The sequence below is a fragment of the Vibrio sp. 1401 genome (assembly GCF_033340295.1).
In genome coordinates this window covers 1-19756 of sequence record NZ_JAWOWF010000002.1, presented here as the reverse complement: position 1 = coordinate 19756, position 19756 = coordinate 1, and the positions used below count along the sequence as shown (strand labels likewise).

16 protein-coding genes, 2 tRNA genes and 1 pseudogene are annotated in these 19756 nt (G+C 44.9%); 10 read left to right on the top strand and 9 right to left on the bottom strand.

The window, feature by feature from the left end:
- The first annotated feature begins 83 nt into the window (after window positions 1-83).
- The gene (locus tag R7Z77_RS01395) at window positions 84-2528 is read left to right on the top strand and encodes a collagenase (protein WP_017820899.1); all 2445 of its coding nucleotides are present in this window, start codon (window positions 84-86) and stop codon (window positions 2526-2528) included.
- 160 nt (window positions 2529-2688) lie between these two features.
- Here R7Z77_RS01395 and R7Z77_RS01390 read toward each other — a convergent pair whose 3' ends face one another.
- From R7Z77_RS01390 to R7Z77_RS01360, 7 genes are all read right to left on the bottom strand, one after another.
- Window positions 2689-4485 (bottom strand): aminopeptidase P family protein, encoded by a 1797-nt coding sequence (locus tag R7Z77_RS01390; protein ID WP_318136582.1) that lies wholly within the window; start codon window positions 4483-4485, stop codon window positions 2689-2691.
- The gene (locus R7Z77_RS01385) at window positions 4485-5477 is read right to left on the bottom strand and encodes an ABC transporter ATP-binding protein (protein ID WP_017633963.1); all 993 of its coding nucleotides are present in this window, start codon (window positions 5475-5477) and stop codon (window positions 4485-4487) included. The genes R7Z77_RS01390 and R7Z77_RS01385 overlap by 1 nt, the downstream gene beginning before the upstream one ends.
- A gap of 9 nt (window positions 5478-5486) precedes the next feature.
- Complete coding sequence (locus R7Z77_RS01380) at window positions 5487-6470, bottom strand: ABC transporter ATP-binding protein (protein WP_017820901.1); 984 nt, start codon at window positions 6468-6470, stop codon at window positions 5487-5489.
- Between the two features lie 10 nt (window positions 6471-6480).
- Window positions 6481-7413: an ABC transporter permease subunit gene (locus R7Z77_RS01375; protein WP_005377839.1), complete on the bottom strand. Its 933-nt coding sequence runs from the start codon at window positions 7411-7413 to the stop codon at window positions 6481-6483.
- Window positions 7414-7422: 9 nt separating this feature from the next.
- Window positions 7423-8343, bottom strand: coding sequence for an oligopeptide ABC transporter permease OppB (oppB, locus tag R7Z77_RS01370; protein WP_005377838.1), 921 nt, complete (start codon window positions 8341-8343; stop codon window positions 7423-7425).
- 144 nt (window positions 8344-8487) lie between these two features.
- The gene (locus R7Z77_RS01365) at window positions 8488-10098 is read right to left on the bottom strand and encodes a peptide ABC transporter substrate-binding protein (RefSeq protein ID WP_064353858.1); all 1611 of its coding nucleotides are present in this window, start codon (window positions 10096-10098) and stop codon (window positions 8488-8490) included.
- Window positions 10099-10362: 264 nt separating this feature from the next.
- Entirely contained in the window at window positions 10363-11469 is a 1107-nt protein-coding gene (locus tag R7Z77_RS01360; protein ID WP_213896019.1) for a M20/M25/M40 family metallo-hydrolase, read from the bottom strand.
- 538 nt (window positions 11470-12007) lie between these two features.
- On the opposite strand from R7Z77_RS01360, the gene hppD reads away from it, so the two are divergent.
- The 8 genes from hppD (at window position 12008) to R7Z77_RS01320 (ending at window position 17570) form a co-directional block, all read left to right on the top strand.
- Window positions 12008-13081, top strand: coding sequence for a 4-hydroxyphenylpyruvate dioxygenase (hppD, locus tag R7Z77_RS01355; RefSeq protein WP_005377835.1), 1074 nt, complete (start codon window positions 12008-12010; stop codon window positions 13079-13081).
- The gene (locus R7Z77_RS01350) at window positions 13074-14204 is read left to right on the top strand and encodes a homogentisate 1,2-dioxygenase (RefSeq protein WP_042521907.1); all 1131 of its coding nucleotides are present in this window, start codon (window positions 13074-13076) and stop codon (window positions 14202-14204) included. Before hppD ends, R7Z77_RS01350 begins: the two co-directional genes overlap by 8 nt.
- Window positions 14205-14213: 9 nt before the next feature.
- Window positions 14214-15251 (top strand): fumarylacetoacetate hydrolase family protein, encoded by a 1038-nt coding sequence (locus tag R7Z77_RS01345; RefSeq protein WP_213896017.1) that lies wholly within the window; start codon window positions 14214-14216, stop codon window positions 15249-15251.
- 21 nt (window positions 15252-15272) lie between these two features.
- Window positions 15273-15941 (top strand): maleylacetoacetate isomerase, encoded by a 669-nt coding sequence (gene maiA, locus R7Z77_RS01340; RefSeq protein WP_213967400.1) that lies wholly within the window; start codon window positions 15273-15275, stop codon window positions 15939-15941.
- A gap of 195 nt (window positions 15942-16136) precedes the next feature.
- Window positions 16137-16796: a DUF2726 domain-containing protein gene (locus R7Z77_RS01335; RefSeq protein ID WP_047100684.1), complete on the top strand. Its 660-nt coding sequence runs from the start codon at window positions 16137-16139 to the stop codon at window positions 16794-16796.
- A 106-nt stretch (window positions 16797-16902) separates the two neighbouring features.
- Complete coding sequence (locus R7Z77_RS01330; protein ID WP_318136589.1) at window positions 16903-17205, top strand: hypothetical protein; 303 nt, start codon at window positions 16903-16905, stop codon at window positions 17203-17205.
- Window positions 17206-17384: 179 nt separating this feature from the next.
- A tRNA-Val gene (locus tag R7Z77_RS01325) sits at window positions 17385-17461 on the top strand.
- A gap of 32 nt (window positions 17462-17493) precedes the next feature.
- A tRNA-Val gene (locus R7Z77_RS01320) sits at window positions 17494-17570 on the top strand.
- 185 nt (window positions 17571-17755) lie between these two features.
- Here the strand turns inward: R7Z77_RS01320 and R7Z77_RS01315 are convergent.
- Together R7Z77_RS01315 and R7Z77_RS01310 are read right to left on the bottom strand one after the other, a co-directional pair.
- Entirely contained in the window at window positions 17756-18568 is an 813-nt protein-coding gene (locus R7Z77_RS01315) for a tyrosine-type recombinase/integrase (RefSeq protein WP_033905174.1), read from the bottom strand.
- A 51-nt stretch (window positions 18569-18619) separates the two neighbouring features.
- A pseudogene (locus R7Z77_RS01310) lies at window positions 18620-18901 on the bottom strand (helix-turn-helix domain-containing protein); the annotation flags it as partial.
- 172 nt (window positions 18902-19073) lie between these two features.
- Here R7Z77_RS01310 and R7Z77_RS01305 point away from each other — a divergent pair.
- Window positions 19074-19289 carry a hypothetical protein gene (locus R7Z77_RS01305; RefSeq protein WP_033905175.1) on the top strand — a complete coding sequence of 72 codons (216 nt, stop codon included), beginning with the start codon at window positions 19074-19076 and terminating at the stop codon, window positions 19287-19289.
- The last annotated feature ends 467 nt before the right edge of the window (window positions 19290-19756 follow it).

The window sequence follows — 19756 nt, the reverse complement described above, 5'->3', positions numbered from 1 at the left end:
GGAGATGCTCTTGCAGTAATAAGGGCAGTGGCGATGCAAAAGACGTAATGCATTTAAGGAAAACTCAATATAGAAGAAATTAGATGGAACTGAAGACTTTGAGTGTCGCGATTGCGACAACATTAACCAGCACTGGCGTATTTGCGTTAAGCGAGCCAGTTTCTCAAGTTACAGAGCAACATGCACATTCGGCTCATACACACGGTGTTGAATCCAATCGAGTTGAATACCAACCAACCGCAACTCTCCCTATTCAGCCCTCCAAGGCAACTCGAGTACAGTCACTTGAAAGCCTTGATGAGTCGAGCACTGCTTGTGATTTGGAAGCATTGGTTACCGAAAGCAGTAACCAATTGATCAGCGAAATTTTAAGTCAGGGCGCGACGTGCGTGAACCAGTTATTCTCTGCTGAAAGTCGGATTCAGGAGTCGGTATTTAGCTCCGATCATATGTACAACATTGCGAAGCGCACTACGACATTGGCGAAGGGGTATACAGGTGGCGGGAGCGATGAACTCGAAACGTTTTTCTTATACTTGCGCGCGGGTTATTACGCCGAGTTTTACAATGACAACATCTCATTTATTGAATGGGTTACCCCAGCGGTGAAAGAATCCGTGGATGCGTTTGTTAATAACGCAAACTTCTATGAGAACAGCGACCGTCACGGCAAAGTGCTTAGTGAAGTCATCATCACTATGGATAGTGCGGGCTTGCAGCACGCGTACTTACCGCAAGTGACCCAGTGGCTTACACGTTGGAATGATCAATACGCCCAGCACTGGTATATGCGCAATGCAGTTAACGGTGTTTTCACTATTTTGTTTGGTGGGCAGTGGAACGAGCAATTTGTGCAAATAATTGGCAACCAAACGGACCTTGCCAAAGCTTTAGGCGATTTTGCTCTGAGGGCATCATCAATCGGTGCTGAAGATGAGTTCATGGCCGCGAATGCGGGGCGAGAGCTCGGGCGTTTGACCAAGTATACGGGTAACGCGAGTTCTGTTGTGAAGAGTCAGCTGAGTCGAATCTTTGAACAGTATGAAATGTATGGTCGGGGTGACGCGGTTTGGCTTGCGGCGGCGGACACTGCCTCATATTACGCAGATTGTAGTGAGTTCGGAATTTGTAATTTCGAAACTGAGCTAAAAGGCTTAGTGCTATCGCAAACTTATACTTGTAGTCCAACAATTCGAATATTGTCCCAGAATATGACGCAAGAGCAACACGCGGCCGCATGTTCTAAAATGGGTTACGAAGAGGGTTACTTTCATCAGTCATTAGAAACTGGTGAACAGCCAGTAAAAGATGACCACAATACTCAGCTCCAAGTCAATATCTTCGATTCAAGCACCGATTATGGTAAGTACGCAGGGCCAATTTTCGATATTAGTACTGACAATGGCGGTATGTACTTGGAAGGCGATCCTTCCCAGCCGGGGAATATTCCCAACTTTATTGCTTATGAAGCCTCTTATGCGAACGCGGATCACTTTGTCTGGAACTTAGAGCACGAATACGTGCATTACTTAGATGGTCGATTTGATCTCTATGGAGGGTTTAGTCATCCAACTGAAAAAATAGTGTGGTGGAGTGAAGGCATTGCAGAGTATGTCGCTCAAGAAAATGACAACCAAGCAGCACTTGAGACGATTTTAGACGGCTCGACATATACCTTAAGTGAGATTTTCGAGACTACTTATGATGGGTTTGATGTCGATCGAATTTATCGTTGGGGGTACTTAGCTGTACGTTTTATGTTTGAAAATCATAAAGATGACGTAAACCAAATGCTGGTGGAAACACGCCAAGGGAATTGGAGCAATTACAAAGCAACGATCACCCAATGGGCGAATTTATATCAAAGTGAGTTTGAGCAGTGGCAGCAAGCCCTTGTCTCAAATGGTGCACCTAATGCAGTCATAACCGCAAACAACAAGGGGAAAGTCGGTGAAAGCATTACATTTAGCAGTGAAAACAGTACAGACCCAAACGGGAAGATCGTCAGCGTCTTATGGGACTTCGGTGATGGCTCGACAAGTACACAAACCAAGCCGACGCACCAATATGGGAGTGAAGGGGAGTATTCGGTCAGTCTAAGTGTGACAGACAGTGAAGGCTTGACGGCAACCGCCACTCATAGTGTTGTTATCTCAACGTTGGGCGGTAATGACACATTGCCACAAGACTGCGCGGTGCAAAGTAAAGTAAGCGGTGGGCGCCTAACAGCAGGAGAGCCTGTTTGCTTGGCAAATCAACAAACCATTTGGCTGAGCGTGCCAGCGGTGAATGAGAGCTCAAATCTGGCGATAACGACGGGGAACGGTATGGGCAACCTAAAGCTTGAATACAGTAACTCTGGTTGGCCGGATGGTGCTAATCTTCACGGGTGGTCAGATAATATTGGTAATGGAGAGTGTATTACGTTGTCAAATCAGAGTAACTACTGGGGCTACGTTAAAGTCTCTGGTGACTTTGAGAATGCCGCCATCGTCGTTGATTTTGATGCTCAGAAGTGTCGTCAGTAGGGCATTTTAACTGCATCATTTTAATTTAATTGATCGCCTCGCTAACATTGCGGGGCGTTTTTGTTTTTCACGCCGTTATCTCTATAAAAAAACCAGCCCGAAGGCTGGCAAACAAGGAGTTTGAGATGAAAATGAAAACGTTATAAAGCTTGCTGATATCCTATTTCTCAATAAGTTGGGTTGTGCGTTGAAGCCAGTTTTTATCTTGCGTATCAAGAAAAGGGCTAAGTGCTTGATAGACTCGTGAATGGTAATGATTGAGCCAGTCTAGCTCTGCTTGATCTAGCATTGATAAATCAAGGGCGTTGGTCGCAATTGGAGCAAGAGTGATGGTCTCAAAACCGTAAAACGTGCCGAACTCATTTTGTTCTACTTCTACAACTTTAAGAATGTTCTCTATTCTTACCCCGTACTCACCTTCGCGATAAACGCCTGGCTCATTAGTAATGACCATACCCGGTTTTAGTTCAACCTCGTGGTGGCTTTGCGAGAAATTTTGTGGGCCTTCGTGAACATTCAAGCAAATGCCCACGCCGTGTCCAGTGCCGCACTTGTAATCAATACCATGTTGCCATAAGACGCCACTCGCCATGATATCAAGATTGGCACCCGTAGAGCCTTTCATGAATCGAGTCTGAGTCAGTCGGATGACCGCTTTGAGCACCAAGGTATAATCTTTGCGCTGCTTAATGGTCGGTGACCCGAAGTGGAAAGTACGGGTGATGTCTGTTGTCCCGCCAAGGTATTGGCCACCAGAATCGACGAGAAAGAAGTTGCTTTCATTGACTGCCGCATTGCTTTCTTCATCGGCGGCATAATGCATTTTTGCCCCGTGAGCTGCGAAGCCTGCGATAGTGCGGAAACTGTCACTCACATAATGTCGGGTTTGACGGCGATAGTGATTCAGTTGTGCCTCAGCAGACAATTCTGTAACGAGTCCGCTTGGAACTTGCTCTTCGAGCCAGTTCATAAACCTTACGATTGCCACACCATCATCTGTTAATGCCTGTTCTAGGCTAGTTAGCTCGGTCGCATTTTTTATGGCCTTCATTGCCGTTACAGGGCAAGCCATTGGCTTTAGATTCACATTCCCTTCAATCGAACTCACCAATAAGCTGTCTGTGTGGGTCGGGTTAAAAGCGAGCGATAATCCCTCACATTGCTGATTCAAATACTGACTTACGTAGTTGTAATGGCGAATGTGTACACTCTGATTGGTCAGCGCTCTTTCAACGTCTTGAGGCAGTTTGGCTTTATCAATAAACAGTGTCGCAAGTGATTGCTCTACGACTAGATAGGCTTCAGAAACTGGGCAGTAATTCGTATCACCACCTCGAATATTCATTGTCCACATGACATCATCTAGCGTTGACACTAATAAGCTATCTACTTGGTTCTCGGTTAACCAAGAACGGATTCTCGCTAACTTATTTTCAGTGTCAACGCCAGCAAAAGCGGTGGGGTGCTCGAATACGGGTGCACTTGGGCGAGGTGGTCTTTCAAGCCAAATCGGTGTGAGTAAATCCAGGTCGAGAATGATCTTAATGTTTTTCGCTTCAAAGGTTTGTTTGAGGCCTTGATAAAAAGCGTAACTGATGGCGCGCCCGTCAACCGCGATAATACTGTTTTCTGGTAGCGTGGTAGCCAGCCATTTGGCAACTGTCGGCGTTTCTGGTTGTTTGGCTTTAAACAGTTCAAGTCCTGTGCCGTGTAACTGTTCTTCAGCTTGAATATAGTAACGACCATCAGTCCACAGGCCACCACCTTGTTGGGTAATGACGACATCGCCTGCTGAGCCGGTAAAACCTGAAATCCAGCTTCGCGCTAACCAATGATCCGCTGAGTATTCACTGTTATGTGGGTCATTGTTGGTCACGATATATGCAGACACGTTGTGAAAGGACATTGCCTCACGCAATAACGTAAGGCGTTGGTTTACTGAGTTAGTATTGTTCATTAAATGGTTCCTAAAGTCATATTTGAGCAATAGATATGATGCTGCTCCGAGCCTGTTTTTATTGGGTTCTGTTGCCCGCATACTTCTGTTGCTTCTGGGCATCGAGTACGAAAAACGCAACCGCTCGGTGGGTTAAGTGGAGAAGGAAGATCGCCGGGCAATAGTTGTATTTCACGGTCACGTGCTAATTGCGGATTAGCTATCGGGACAGCAGATAACAGTGCTTTGGTGTAGGGGTGTTGAGCATCATCAAATACTTGATCGTAACGTCCTACTTCCATAGGTTTACCAAGATACATCACCATAACGCGGTCGCTGATATGGCGCACCACGCTTAAGTCATGCGCAATCATCACCAGTGTTAACCCCATTTCTTGTTTAAGATCATCTAGAAGATTGATGACCTGAGCTTGTATGGAGACATCTAGTGCACTAACGGGTTCATCACACACGACCAAATCTGGATTGAGAATTAATGCTCTGGCAATGCCCACACGCTGGCATTGACCTCCGGAAAATTCATGTGGATAGCGGTTTCGCTGGCTCGCCAAGAGACCCACTTTATCCATCATAGCGATGACACGCTTTTCTACCTCTGCCCGTTTAAGCTTTGGCTCGTGGGTGAGCAGTGGTTCGGCGATGCATTCTGAGATGGTTAACCTCGGATTCAAACAAGCGGATGGGTCTTGAAACACCATCTGAAATTCTCTGCGTCGAGAGGAAAGCTCTTTTTTACTAAACCCGAGCATGTCTTGACCTTTCCAAGTCAACTCGCCATGTGTAGGTTCAATTAAGCGAAGTAAGGCGCGAGCAAGTGTTGATTTTCCGCAGCCTGATTCCCCCACAATGCCAAGTGTCTCACCTCGGTAAACATCTAAGTCGATACCATTGACCGCTTTCACGATTTTACGTCGACTTGGAATAAGATGACGTGAAACAGGAAAGTGGACGTTTAAATCACGAGCAGACATGAGGACTTCTTTTTTATTCATAACGCCTCCTTAAGCTTTTATTTGAATGGGAGTGATAACACTGGGTGCTTTAACGTGACAGGCAATGGACTGGCTCGTGTTTAATGGAGAAAACCGTGGGGTTTCGTATTGGCAACGCGTCTCTCGATGCTCGCACCGCTCTTTAAACGGACACCCTTGATGGTTAATCAACGCACTTGGTGGGTTACCTGGGATGGTTGGTAAACGCGGCATATCTTCAGTGATGGAAGGAATCGCCTTTAGCAGGCCTTGAGTGTAGGGGTGCGCAGGTTGAGCGAACAATGTCTCGGTATCTGATTGCTCCATTTTTTGACCACCATACATGACCAATACGCGATCACACATCTCGGCGACGACGCCCATATCGTGAGTGATCAGTAAAATAGCCGTATTGAACTCTTGTTGTAAGTCTCGTAATAGCGTCAAAATTTGAGCTTGAACAGTTACATCTAACGCGGTGGTTGGTTCGTCTGCAATTAACAACTCGGGCTTACACAACAAGGCCATCGCTATCATGATTCGCTGACGCATTCCGCCAGATAATTCGTGAGGGTATTGATTCATCCTAGTTTCGGGAGAGGGAATACGCACCGCATCCAACATGTGAATCGATTCAATTTTTGCTTGTTTTCGGGTCATTCCTTTATGAATCATGAGAACTTCACAAAGCTGTTTGCCAATTTTCATAAATGGGTTGAGTGACGTCATCGGATCTTGAAAGATCATTCCGATTTTCTCTGCACGGATGCGGTTGAGCTGCTTTTTAGACATCGCGAGTAAATCATCACCGTGGAACATTGCGCTTCCAGACACGGCGCCGTTATCCGCGGTTAACCCCATTAATGCGAAAACAGACTGGCTTTTTCCCGAACCTGATTCCCCAACAATCCCAAGAGTTTCGCCCGCTTTAATCGAGTAGGAGAGATTACTGACCGCTTGCACTTGCCCATCTGGCGTATCGAAGCGCACGTTCATGTTTTCAATAGATAGCATGGGTTTGTCCTTATCGGTCTTTCGGGTCAAGAGCATCACGCAAGCCATCGCCGATGAAGTTAAAACAAAAGAGGGTGGCAACTAAAAACAGAGAGGGAAAAAGCAGCATCCACAATGCAACGTCAATCGTTTTTGCGCCTTCGGAAATTAGGATTCCCCAGCTCGTGTCTGGTGGTTGAACACCAAGCCCTAAGAAGCTCAAAAACGATTCGAACATAATGAATCCTGGTACCATTAAGGAGGAATAAACCATCACGATCCCAAGCACATTAGGCAGAACATGGCGTCGGACAATTGTCAATTTAGAAACCCCAATAGAGTGTGCGGCTTCGATGAACTCTCGCTTTTTTAGACCGAAGGTGACACCACGTACAACACGGGCAATGCCCAGCCAAGATACCATTCCGATCACGATAAAAATCAGGTAGATGTTGTTGCCAAAAAGGGTAACAAACAGGATAACCATAAACATAAATGGCACCGAATCGAGCACCTCAATAATGCGCATCATTACGCTATCGACAACGCCGCCAAGATAGCCGGAAATACTTCCCCAAATCGTACCAATAACAACGGCGACTAAGGCGCCAACAAAACCTACCAAAATAGAGAGCCTGCCACCTTGCATCGTGCGAGCGAAGACATCTTGCCCGAGATCATCGGTACCAAAGTAATGGCCACTGCTCAGTGAAGGTTTCCCTAGCTCGTATGGATCGATGAGCACTTCCCAGTCAATTTCATCATGGCCAAAAGCGGCAAGAGAGGGGCCGAAAGTGATGCATAAGGTAATGAAAGCCAAAACATACACTGATGTCATCGCGGCTCTGTTTTTACGAAATCGAGTCCATGCATCCTGCCAAAGACTGCGACCTTCGACGGCTTCAATATTGTCGACGACTTGATCTTGAAGAGCTTGTGTATCCAGTTTTTTGATCGTTAACATACCGGACTCCTAAACGCGTATACGAGGGTCGATAATCGTATATAGCAAGTCGACCACAAGGTTAAAGAAGATAGTGAGTGAAGCGACAATCAGAGTAATGCCCATTACTAGGCCGTAGTCGCGGTTGAGAGCCCCAGACACAAAGTGTTGTCCCATGCCACCTGTACCAAAGAAAATGTCGATAATCACCGAGCCTGTCACAACAGACACAAACGCAGGGCCGAGCATCGCAACGACGGGAATCAGGGATGGTCGCAAAGCGTGATGGAATAAAATGTAGGTTGTGGACAAACCTTTGGCTTTTGCCGTTCGAATGTATGGTTGGTTGAGCGTTTCAATCATTGCGCCACGCATGACGCGTGCAATACTCGCAATGGAGCCAATCGCTAAGCTGAGCACGGGAAGAACAAGAAAAGCCAGCTTTCCTCCTTCCCAACCACCAGCAGGGAACCAGCCAAGCTGAATAGCGAAAATCATGACTAAAACCGGAGCAAGCACGAAAGCCGGAACCACAACTCCAGTCATCGAAAGTGTCATCAGGCCGTAATCTAGGCGGCTATTTCGGTTCAATGCCGCAATGGTGCCAAGCAACATGCCAAGTGGAACGGAAATACAAAAGGAGAGTACGCCTAATACTGCTGAAACTGGCCATGATTGTGCGACGAGCTGTGTAACACTGAAGTCTTGATAAACGAAGCTCGGACCGAGATCTCCTTGTATGAAATTACCAATGTAAATCCAAAACTGAGTAAGGAAGGGCTGGTCCAAATGGAATTTTGCTTCGATATTCGCACGTACCACTTCTGGCATAGGCCGTTCCATATCAAATGGCCCCCCTGGTGCAATGTGCATCAGCCAAAATGATACGAGTGCGATGAATAGAAGCGTGGGGATAGCGATAGCTAATCGCTTAACAATGTACCAAATCATGATCCATCATCCTTTGGTCATCCGAAATCACTTCGAACGGTTATGAATAAAAAATGGTCTGAGCTCAGGTTGCCTTCTCCACCGAGAGATATGAGGAACGGCAAGTAAACATTGAACTTGCCGACTCAGACCGAAAACATGCTTTTAGTGGGCTTTTACATAGACATTCTTGCGGTAGTACGACGACTCAGGGTTTGTCAGTTCGTAGCCGCCCACGTAAGGCTTGATGAGGTATTGATCGTTACCCGGACGATAAATAGGAATAATGGCCATGTCTTCAATCAGCATGCTTTCTGCTTGTAGATACAGTTCTGATGGGTTGCTCATGGTCTTTGAGCGAGCCATTAACTCGTCGTATTGCGGGTTGTTATAACGAGAATCGTTGTACTCGCCACTAGAAACGAAGATATCCAACCATGTAGAGGCTTCATTGTAGTCAGCCGTCCAGCCGCCGCGAGTAATGTCGGTCGGCTCTTTAAGTGCGTAGAACACTTTCGGTTCTAGCTGTTTTATCGTGACTTGCGCACCCAATCGGCTTTTCCACATGCCTGCCATGGTGGTTGCCATTTTTACGTCCATCGAGAAAGTTGGTACGGTAAACGTTAACTTAAGCGGATTGCTTTTATCGTATCCAGCTTCTGACAGTAATTGCTGCGCTTTTTCGATACGTTTATGGCGGTTCCAAGTTGCGAACTCAGGAGTGTGAGATTTAAAACCATCTGTTTGAGGTGGCACAAGGGTATACATTGGAACCCCACCGTTTCTCAAAATAGCACTTGTTAACAGTTGACGGTCAATGGCATATGAGAGGGCTTTACGAACCCGCACGTCTTTTGTTGGCCCTTGTTGAGTGTTGAGGTAATAGAATGTGGAGCCAAGAGACGCACTGGTGCTTGCCACTTCTTGTAGGCGTTGTTGAATTAACTTTTTCTTCTGAGCGGCAGGAATGGAAACCGCTTGGTCTATCTCACCAGCTAGGTAGCGGTTTAGCACTACGTTTGCATCACCAATTGGTAGCCAGGTGACTTTTTCCAGCACTACATTGCTTGCGTCCCAATAATGTGGATTTTTAACCATCACCAGTTTTTCGTTAACTTTCCATTCAGAGACAGTAAACGCACCATTTGTAACGATATGCTCAGGCTGGGTCCAACGGTTGCCATGTTTTTCGACGGTCGCTTTGTGAACGGGTGCAAGTACGGGATGACTTAATAGTTTCGTAAAGAAGGGAATAGGCTCTTCGAGTGTTACCTGGAACGTTTTTTCATCCAGCGCCTTCACGCCCAAAGACTCAGGCTCGGCTTCGCCCTTCATAATCGCTTGCGAGTTTTCGATATTTGGAATGGCCGCAAACCAAGCGTACGGTGAAGCAGTGTTTGGATTCAGTAAGCGTTGCCAGCTGTAGACAAAATCTTGTGCAGTGACCGTTTCGCCATTTGACCATTTTGCATCACGTAAGTGGAAGGTATAAACCGTATTGTTGTCATTGACTGACCAAGACTCAGCAACACCAGGAATGGTTTTACCTTGCTTATCTTGAATGACCAGACCTTCAAACAGGTCTCGACCGAGATTAAAAGCGGGCTCTGCGGCTTGCTTGGCTGGGTCAATAGAAGTAACTTCAGCCCCATTGTTTAGCGTAATTTCTTGTGTCTCATCGAGGGTCACACCTGAGGGATACGGCGCGGCATAGCTTGATGTTGCCAGTATTGGACTCATCATCGACGCTAATAAAAGCAACTTAGGTAATTTCATCCTTGTCTCACTCTTTTCATCCTGAAAGATGCCAAAAATGTATATTGTATAAATTGTCTACACAATCGAGTTTTAACATTACTGTAACAGGGTGTCAGGTGTTGAGCTGTCTGGTCTCAAAAAGTGAGCTAGGGGAATTTCTTTGAAGATCTGATATCAAGTTGGCATGACGGGAAGTAATTTTGCTTCGATACAAATTAAAATCCCCTTCAAGCACAGGCTAGAAGGGGAAGATAGTCAGTCTGCTCTTCAAAAAGCACGACGTTAACTGACTAGGAAATGTTTCACGAACTCAGTGATTTTGACCATATCACTTACCGCGATAAACTCTTCTGTCGTGTGTACTTTTGCCATGCCAGTTGAAAGGTTGACCGTTGTGAGACCTTTCTTGTTAAAGTTGTTGGCATCGCTACCGCCGCCAGTGCCTTTTGTGAAGGCGTCAATTCCCAACTCTGAAAACGCTGCTTTTATAGCGTTTACGTGTGGGTGGTTTTCTTCAATAACAAAAGCGTCGTAGGCTCGGCTAGATTCAGTTTCGACTTCTGCACCGTGCTTTTCACAGACAGACTCTAATGTTGAGATCATATGATTGACCTGAGCATCTAGTTTATCGCCATTCAGGGAGCGTGCTTCTGCCACGATTTTTAATTCAGGCATAACAATGTTTGTGGCCTGACCGCCGTTAACCATACCGATGTTGGCTGTCGTTTCTTCGTCGATGCGAAGCAGCTTCATTTGGTTGATGGCATCTGCCGCCACCATGATTGCACTGATGCCTTCTTCTGGCGCAAGCCCTGCGTGTGCTGGTCGGCCTTTGATTTTTGCCATGATCTTTTGCTGGCCTGGGGCTGCGGTCACAATGGTGCCAATAGGGCCACCTGTGTCTAACACGATTGCTTCCGTTGAAGTGACGTGTGACATATCGAAGTATTGTGAACCGAATAAACCGCCTTCTTCATACACGGTGAAAGCAAGTTCTAACGTTTTGTGCTCACGGTTTTCCGCTTGAATACAACGAACGGCTTCCATGATGGCAGCAATACCAGATTTATCATCGCCACCAAGAATCGTATTGCCTTTTGAACGGATAACGCCGTCTTCGATGAGTGGCTCAATGCCAATACCTGGAGTGACCGTATCCATATGACAGCTCATTAGAATAGAGCCGTCTTTTTTGCCGTCTAAACGGGCGTACACGTTAAAACCGTTAGAAATGTGCTCAGGTACTGGAAGTTTGCGTACGGTAAAGCCTAGCTCGCCTAGCTGTTCTGCCAGTGTTTCTGCAATTTGTTTTTCGTTTTTTGATTCGCTGTCGATACGTACTAGTTGGCAAAAGTGTTTAACTAGGCGTTCTTGATTAATGTGTGTCATTAGATGTCTCTTTTTCTGATCGAGCGTGAAGCCTTGTGGCTCGGCTCGATAGGGAACAGAGCACCACTTATGGCACAGTTACTTTTGAATAAAACTGAGGTGAATCAATAAAGGGGTATCCATGACACGATTCTGACCGATGAGTCTTTCGAACTGTATGAAGCGTCACGAAACATTACTTTTGATGTTTTGCAGGATCAAATGAATAAATCGGATAGAGATAGGGTGCAATAGACTTTCCATCCCCTTTTACTTTTTGAGCTACGTTGCCAAGATAAAATGCCAAGGTAACAACTTGTTTACATTTTGTGTGTTGGCGTAAAGCCGAAAATATCAATCTAATATATTGAAAATAAGCAGTTTGTTTGATGTTTACGAAAGTGGGTTCGACGCGCCTCCTGTGTGTAACATATATTTTACAATTATGCGTAAAAATCGCCAAGATAAAGATTTCTCCCCACGTATTCCAATTTCTCAAGACCTGCGCCAAGTTAGAAAAATAAGTCCAAACAAAAGCTACTGAGACAAGGAGAAAGTCATGGTTGATGCATATAACCCACTAGGAACAGACGGATTTGAGTTTGTTGAATATACCGCTGCTGACAACAAAGGCATTCAACAGCTTAAAGATCTGTTTATATCGTTAGGTTTTGCGGAAATTGCAAAGCATCGCTCAAAAGAAGCGTGGTTATATCGACAAGGTGACATTAGCTTTATTGTGAATGCGCAGCCGCATAGCCAAGCTGAGGGATTCGCCAAAGTTCACGGTCCGTCGGTTTGTGGCATGGCATTTCGTGTGAAAGACGCCACCGTTGCTCTGGCGCATGCGTTAGAGAATGGCGGTAAAGAATATAAAACGGAAATTGGGCCGATGGAGCTTAGCATTCCTGCTATTTATGGCATCGGTGAAAGCTTGCTTTATTTTGTCGATCGTTATGGAAAGCAGAGCATTTATGATGTCGATTTTCGTTTTTATGATGATGCTGATGAGCGTTTATCAAAAGCGAATGTTGGTCTTTACGAAATCGACCACTTAACGCACAACGTTAAGCAAGGCAACATGGATGTCTGGTCAGGTTTCTATGAGCGCATTGGTAACTTCCGCGAAATTCGTTATTTCGATATCGAAGGTAAGCTGACTGGTCTTGTCAGCCGTGCGATGACCGCACCTTGCGGCAAAATCCGAATTCCTATCAATGAGTCGTCAGATGATAAATCACAGATTGAAGAGTTTATCCGTGAATACAATGGCGAAGGTATTCAACACATCGCATTGACCACTGACGACATCTACGAAACGGTCAAAACCTTGCGTGAGCGAGGCATGGACTTTATGCCAACGCCAGATACTTATTACGAGAAAGTCGATCAGCGTGTTGAAGGCCACGGCGAAGATGTAAGCAAGCTTCGTGATTTGCAGATTCTTATTGATGGTGCGCCAACGAAAGATGGCATCTTGCTACAAATCTTTACTCAAACCGTTATCGGCCCTGTGTTCTTCGAAATCATCCAACGTAAAGGCAATGAAGGCTTTGGCGAGGGTAACTTCAAAGCGTTGTTTGAATCGATAGAAGAAGACCAAATTCGCCGAGGAGTATTGAGCGATGCATAAATGGATCACATTCCCTCATCGGGAGGGAGTGTGCTCTAAACAAGCACATGCTGACTTCCCGGAAGAGGCAATTTATGAACGTGAGGCAGGTCGAAGTGGCTTCTTCGGCCCCGCAACACATTTTCATCATCAACATGCCCCAACGGGGTGGTCTGAGTGGGAGGGCGAGCTACGTCCACGAGCGTTTGATTTTAATCTAGTCGAAAAAGCCAGCCATATTACCCCTTGGGCAGTCCCGCATCTATTACACAACGCGAATTGTAAAGTTCGTGTTTGGCGTATGGATGAAAAAATGGACTTCTTGGTGAGAAATGCAGATGGCGACGAACTGCTATTCATCCACCAAGGTACGGCAGATCTCTACTGTGATTATGGTCATTTGAAAGTGAGCGAAGGGGATTATGTCATGATCCCGCGCTCAACGAGCTGGCGTTTAGAACCAAGCGAGCCGATGTTCATTCTGATGATTGAAAACACCGATGCGGCTTATACATTGCCCGAAAAAGGCATGGTTGGAAACCACGCGGTGTTTGATCCGGCGGTTTTAGAAACGCCGTCGATCAACGATCAGTTCCGTGCTCAATATTCTGAGAATCAAACACAGGTTCAGGTGAAACGCCACGATAAAGTCAGTGTTATCACTTACCCATTCAACCCGCTGGATGCGATTGGGTGGCATGGTGATTTGGCGGTAGTAAAAGTGAACTGGCGTGATATTCGTCCACTTATGTCACATCGTTACCATTTACCGCCTTCTGCACATACTACATTTGTAGGAGCAGGATTTGTGGTGTGCACCTTCGTTCCTCGTCCAATTGAAAGTGATCCTGGAGCGCTCAAAGTACCGTTCTACCACAACAATGACGATTATGACGAAGTCTTGTTCTACCATGCAGGTGACTTCTTTAGTCGTGACAACATTGAAGCGGGTATGGTGACATTCCATCCAGCAGGTTTTACACATGGCCCTCACCCGAAAGCTTTCAAGGCAGGGCGAGAGCATAAGAAGACTTTTGCCGACGAAGTCGCGGTCATGATTGATACGCGTCACGCACTTCAGTTTTCGGATGAGCTGGAAAAAGTAGAAAACAAAGAATACGTCTATAGCTGGCAAGAGAAGTAAGAGGCAAGGATGAAATTAGCAACCAAGAAAAATGGCACTCGTGACGGTTTGTTGATGGTCGTGAGCAAAGACTTAACGCGCTGCGTACCAGCGACAGAAATTTTCCACCCCATGAACTTAGCACCGACGATGCAGGTGGCACTTGATAACTGGGATACGCTAGCACCACAACTGGAAGAGCTATACGTTGCACTGAACAATGGCACGATTGCAGGGTATGAAGAGTTTGAAGCGCACTACTGTGAGTCGCCGCTTCCTCGCGCTTATCAGTGGGCTGATGGCAGTGCTTACGTAAACCACGTTGAGTTGGTTCGAAAAGCTCGCGGCGCTGAAATGCCAGAGAGTTTTTGGACGGACCCGTTGATGTACCAAGGAGGCTCTGATGCCTTTATTGGACCTTGTGACAATATCGAGTTTGCCAGTGATGAATGGGGTATTGATTTCGAAGGTGAAGTTGCTGTGGTAACTGGTGACGTACCAATGGGCGCAAGTGTTGCAGAGGCTCAGGAGTCGATTCGTTTGATCATGCTAGTGAATGATGTGTCGCTGCGTGGCCTAATTCCTGCAGAGTTAGCTAAAGGGTTTGGTTTTTTCCAATCTAAACCTTCTTCTGCGTTTTCTCCTGTGGCAGTAACACCTGACGAACTAGGCGATGCGTGGTACGAAAACAAAGTGCATTTACCACTGGTCTCGACCTACAACCACAAGCCGTTTGGTCGCCCAAATGCGGGTATCGATATGACGTTTGATTTTGCAGACTTAATTGTTCATGCGACTAAAACGCGCCCGCTATCTGCTGGGGCAATTATAGGCTCTGGCACGGTATCTAATAAGCAAGGCACCGAACATGGCACTTCGATTGAGGAGGGTGGTGTTGGTTATTCATGTATCGCGGAAGTTCGCATGATTGAAACCATTCGTGATGGTAAGCCGTCTACTAACTTCATGTCGTTTGGCGACTCAATCAAACTGGAAATGTTTGATGCGGATGGCAACAACATCTTTGGCTCGATTGACCAACAAGTTAGCCAATATCTCAAGCATTAAGAGCGCCAGTTGGGAGACGATATGAGCGATAGCATGGTTTTGTACGGATATTGGCGGTCTTCAGCGGCGTATCGTGTGCGTATTTGTTTGAATCTTAAAGAGCTATTGTATGATTCAAAATCGGTACACTTGGTGCGCAATGGTGGCGAACAACACAGTAACGAGTACCATGAGTTAAACGCTTCTGAACTGGTTCCTTTGCTGGTGGATGGGGAGGTTCAGTTAACCCAGTCACTGGCGATCATTCAATACTTAGAAGAACACTACCCGGATGTCACTGTGATCCCCGAGCAAACGCCGCTTCGATACCAAGCGCTAGCTTTGGCTCAGGATATTGCAATGGAGATTCATCCCCTGAATAACTTAAGAGTTCTACAGTATTTAGAGGGGGAGTTAGCTTGCGAGCCAGAGCGCAAAGTCGCTTGGATTCATCACTGGATCCACAAAGGTTTTACAGAATTAGAAGAGAAACTTCAGAAGCATCGTAAACTAAATGGTGATTGCAAGTTTAGCCTGACAAGCTCGCCATCTATTGTCGATATTTGTCTGGTACCACAATTTTATAACGCACAACGCTTTGGTGTAGATACCTCTCTTTATCCAACCATTAACGCTGTTGTGCAGTCATGCAATCAACTGCCCGCTTTTATTGATGCGATGCCAGAGAATCAGCCAGACGCTAATAGTTGATTCTTAGCATACATAATGTATTAACAAAATTTAAACGAGCCAATCCAAGTGTGTGATTGGCTTGTTTTTATTGGTGAGCAAAATTTTCTGTTTCTCGCTATCGTCGTGGCGCCTCAAAATTGCGAGGTTTTGTTGCTCTGCATAACATTTCCATTTACGCTTTGAGCAACGAGTTGTTTTGGATGCACTTTATTTATGACCAACATTTTTATCATTGTTGTTCTTCTGGTTTTATTCTTCTTTGTTATTCAAAAGTACGTGATTAAGCACGATGACACGCGTGATTATCCTTATCGCTCGAAAGGCCCTCTGCTCAGAGGTCAAGAGGGTGCGTTCTATAATGCGTTAAGAGCTGCGGTCGGGGAGCATGCCGTAGTATTCGCGAAAGTAAACATGTCCAGTTTGGTTACGCCAAAAGAAATCAAAAATAAGAAGCAGTTTTTTGTCGCGAACAATCGTATATCTCGAAGCTATTTTGATTACGTTATTTGTGACCCAAGGACACTAGAGCCGCGCGTTATCGTTGAATTGGATAATGGGCAGGAGCTAAACAAGGGTAAGATAGAAAGACAAAAGTTATTGATTCATGTTTGTAAGACGGCCAACCTGCCTTTAATTGGCGCCTCGGTAAAGCACAGTTATCAAGTTGGGCGATTACGTCGTTTGCTTGCGGCACACATTGATTTGATTGAGCCTGATAAAGAAGTGCGCTTTTGCAAAAAATGCGGCAGTCCGATGATCATTAAAACCGCAAGCCAAGGTGAGTTCAAAGGGAGACGTTTCTTTACTTGTAGCCGTCAGCCGAATTGTACATACACCGAAAATTATAACGTTGTGTTTGAGGCGGACGACTAAACACGGCAATTAACCTGCAGAAATAAGGGGCTTTGATTAGAGATGATCAAAGCCTTTTTTGTATCTGTCCTCAAGGCAAGACCTATACTTTGAAAAAGAGTGCAGAATAGGGCAGCCATATGCGATACCTAATTTGAAACCACTAGAGTGTGAATTGACAGAGACACCCCAAGATCATTTCTTGTTTTACCGAGAGCAAATGGTTTACCACAGTGAGCAGTTTGTCATATTTCAAAACTTCAAAGGCAGGGTGAGCACTCAAGTGGATGTTAAAACAGGAGAGTTGATCCGTACAACCTATATCGGCGAACCATTTAAACCTAAATATCAGATTTTGTTTGGTACTTGCCCTAAGGTATCGCAAACCTTACAGATTTGGATGCTCAGTGAAGTGCCTTACGACAATTAAGTGAGATAATAAAAGTTATATAGATCACACTTTTAAACCCTACAGGCCCAGTTCTTGTCGATAAAATCATCTGAAAACGCGTGTTGAGTTTACATTTTCGCCAAACGGTTCAAAGTTGGCAAATTTGTGCTTGCACCGTCGTTCGCTTATAGCTAATATCCTCGTCGTTCCAGAGAAATGCGTCCGTAGCTCAGCTGGTTAGAGTATCGCCTTGACATGGCGGGGGTCGGTGGTTCGAGTCCACTCGGACGCACCATTCTGAATTGAATGGTTAGGAACACAAAATTTGGGTCCGTAGCTCAGTTGGTTAGAGTACTACCTTGACATGGTAGGGGTCGGCGATTCGAGTTCGCCCGGACCCACCAAATTTTAGAAAAAGCCCACCTTTTGGTGGGCTTTTTTGTGTCTATAACTTATTGATATTCAAGTGGAATTCCTTCTTTTTTCCTTTTTATCCCCTTGTTATTACTCTGCGTTAGTACTGAGTAAAGTTCGAGGGGGTGGTAAAAAGGTGGTAAAAAACAGTAGTTTGTACAGCGCTTGAAATGGGCTATATTGCGACGCTTATGGCTGGTACTTCATGCCATTCTACGTCGTGACTATCAGTGTAAATCTGAGTGGTTCTATCACTGGCATGTGCCATGCGTTGGCGAGGGTTTACACCCATTTCATCGATGAGTTTTGCCGATAGCCTTCGGATTTCATGGAAAGTAGGGCGCTTAGCTTTTTCTACGTTAGAGTACAAACCGAGTTCGTCGCGTACTTTGGAAAATGTTTCGCTGATCATGCGACTGGTCACTTGGTAACGGTGGTCACACTGCTTAGCGATATTATTGTTTCTTGCAGGTCTACGATGCACTACGTAAGGGCAATGTAGCTTATCTGTTTTAGATAGCTCTACAACTTCTTTGATAGCGCTTGTCACCGGAATAGCAACATAAGACGTTTTAGCATTCTTAACCTTTGCTCGATGTATGTACAAGGTACCAAATACAATTTCTCCGTTCTCTGGTTTTGGAGTATCAAACCAGACAATTCCACATGTATCCGGTTTTGGTATACGGTATTTTATTCTATGTAGTTCAGCTACTGCGTGAGTCGATTGAATCGATAACCCCATCGCTACTTTTAAAAATAGAGGGGCCTCTTTTTCAATTGCTTTGAATGCTTCTATATCTAAACCCAAGCGTTCTTTCTTATTATCAGAAACATTTAGCCATTTTGGTTTTTTGTTAAACATAAAGTTTTCACTAATTGCGGATTCATCTGCTAGATAGCTAAAGCTCTTCTTTAATCGAGAAAGTTTCTTGTTATAAACCTCTTTGGATTTATCGCCATAATATGTATTTAGAAAGTCGTTCATGGTTTCCTAAGTTAATTGACTTGGAAAGCTTGTCTCCTACAAACTCATTAAGTCGAGCATTATAAGTGCGTCAATAATTTTGAAATCGTGCTTGGTATACCGCTTGTTACGCCGTGATCGGCTTAACCTGTTTCTAGCTCTTTGTTGCGCTCTAGCTGGCTGATAGGAAGGGTTGGGGCGATAGGCATTATATCGAGAGTTACGTTTAAAGTCTCGGTAGATAGTGCTCTTGTGACGCCCTAGCTCTTTAGCGATGTTGACGACACTAATGCCTTGCTTTCTAAGTGCGGACATCATATACCTTTCATTCTCAGTGCGGTGTGTGTAATTCATGGTTTTTCACTTCTTGGCGGGAGTAAAACTTATGAATAGCACATCTCACAGTTTTAAATTTCAGGGGTGTCGCACTTCGTACTTGAATCCAAGCGGTATAACAAGTTACTTCAGAGTGATTCGCAACGCACTAAGTCGACATGATATTTATAAACATTATTAAGAGGAAAAGATGAAATTTGATATGTCTGTTAATGATAACTCTGCTTCATTCTTTTATGAGGGGAGTGAAATGTGTATTTTCGTTGATAGTTTTGATAATAAAAGCTTTGATGTGAGACTAGGAAATATAAGTGAATCAGAGTTAATTGGCTCAATTTCTGCGAAAAGTGACTCTGAATTGAACTCGAAGCTTGAAGAGCTTTATCGTAGCTTTATGGAGGGGTAAACATGATTTCACGATCTCAAATAGCTGCTCTCGAACGTTCAGTGAATAAGATTTTACGTTGCCATAAATGTCATTTAAGTCATCTAAGCACTTTGTTAAAGATAGAATGAATGGCATACGTAATAATCTATTGATAATTATTACTGAGCTTAACTCTATATTTAACAGGTTAACAGTATTACATGTAGAGGTGCTTAAGAAGTTGAGTTACAATGATACTTTTAATATTAGGTGTACGGTTTCGCATATAAATATGCCTTGCGCTGTTAATAAGATTCACGTTGATGGTGATGAGCATCAACGTGAATATAGTTATTACAGTAATGAGGAAAAAAGGACTGGAAGTCAACGGACCCCAAAGAATTTCTTGTTTAACTTAATAGCGCGCTAACAAGAGACTATGGCGTCAATAGTTAATTTTTGAGGCTATCTGTATCCCACATAACACCATCTCTTAGCATTGAATT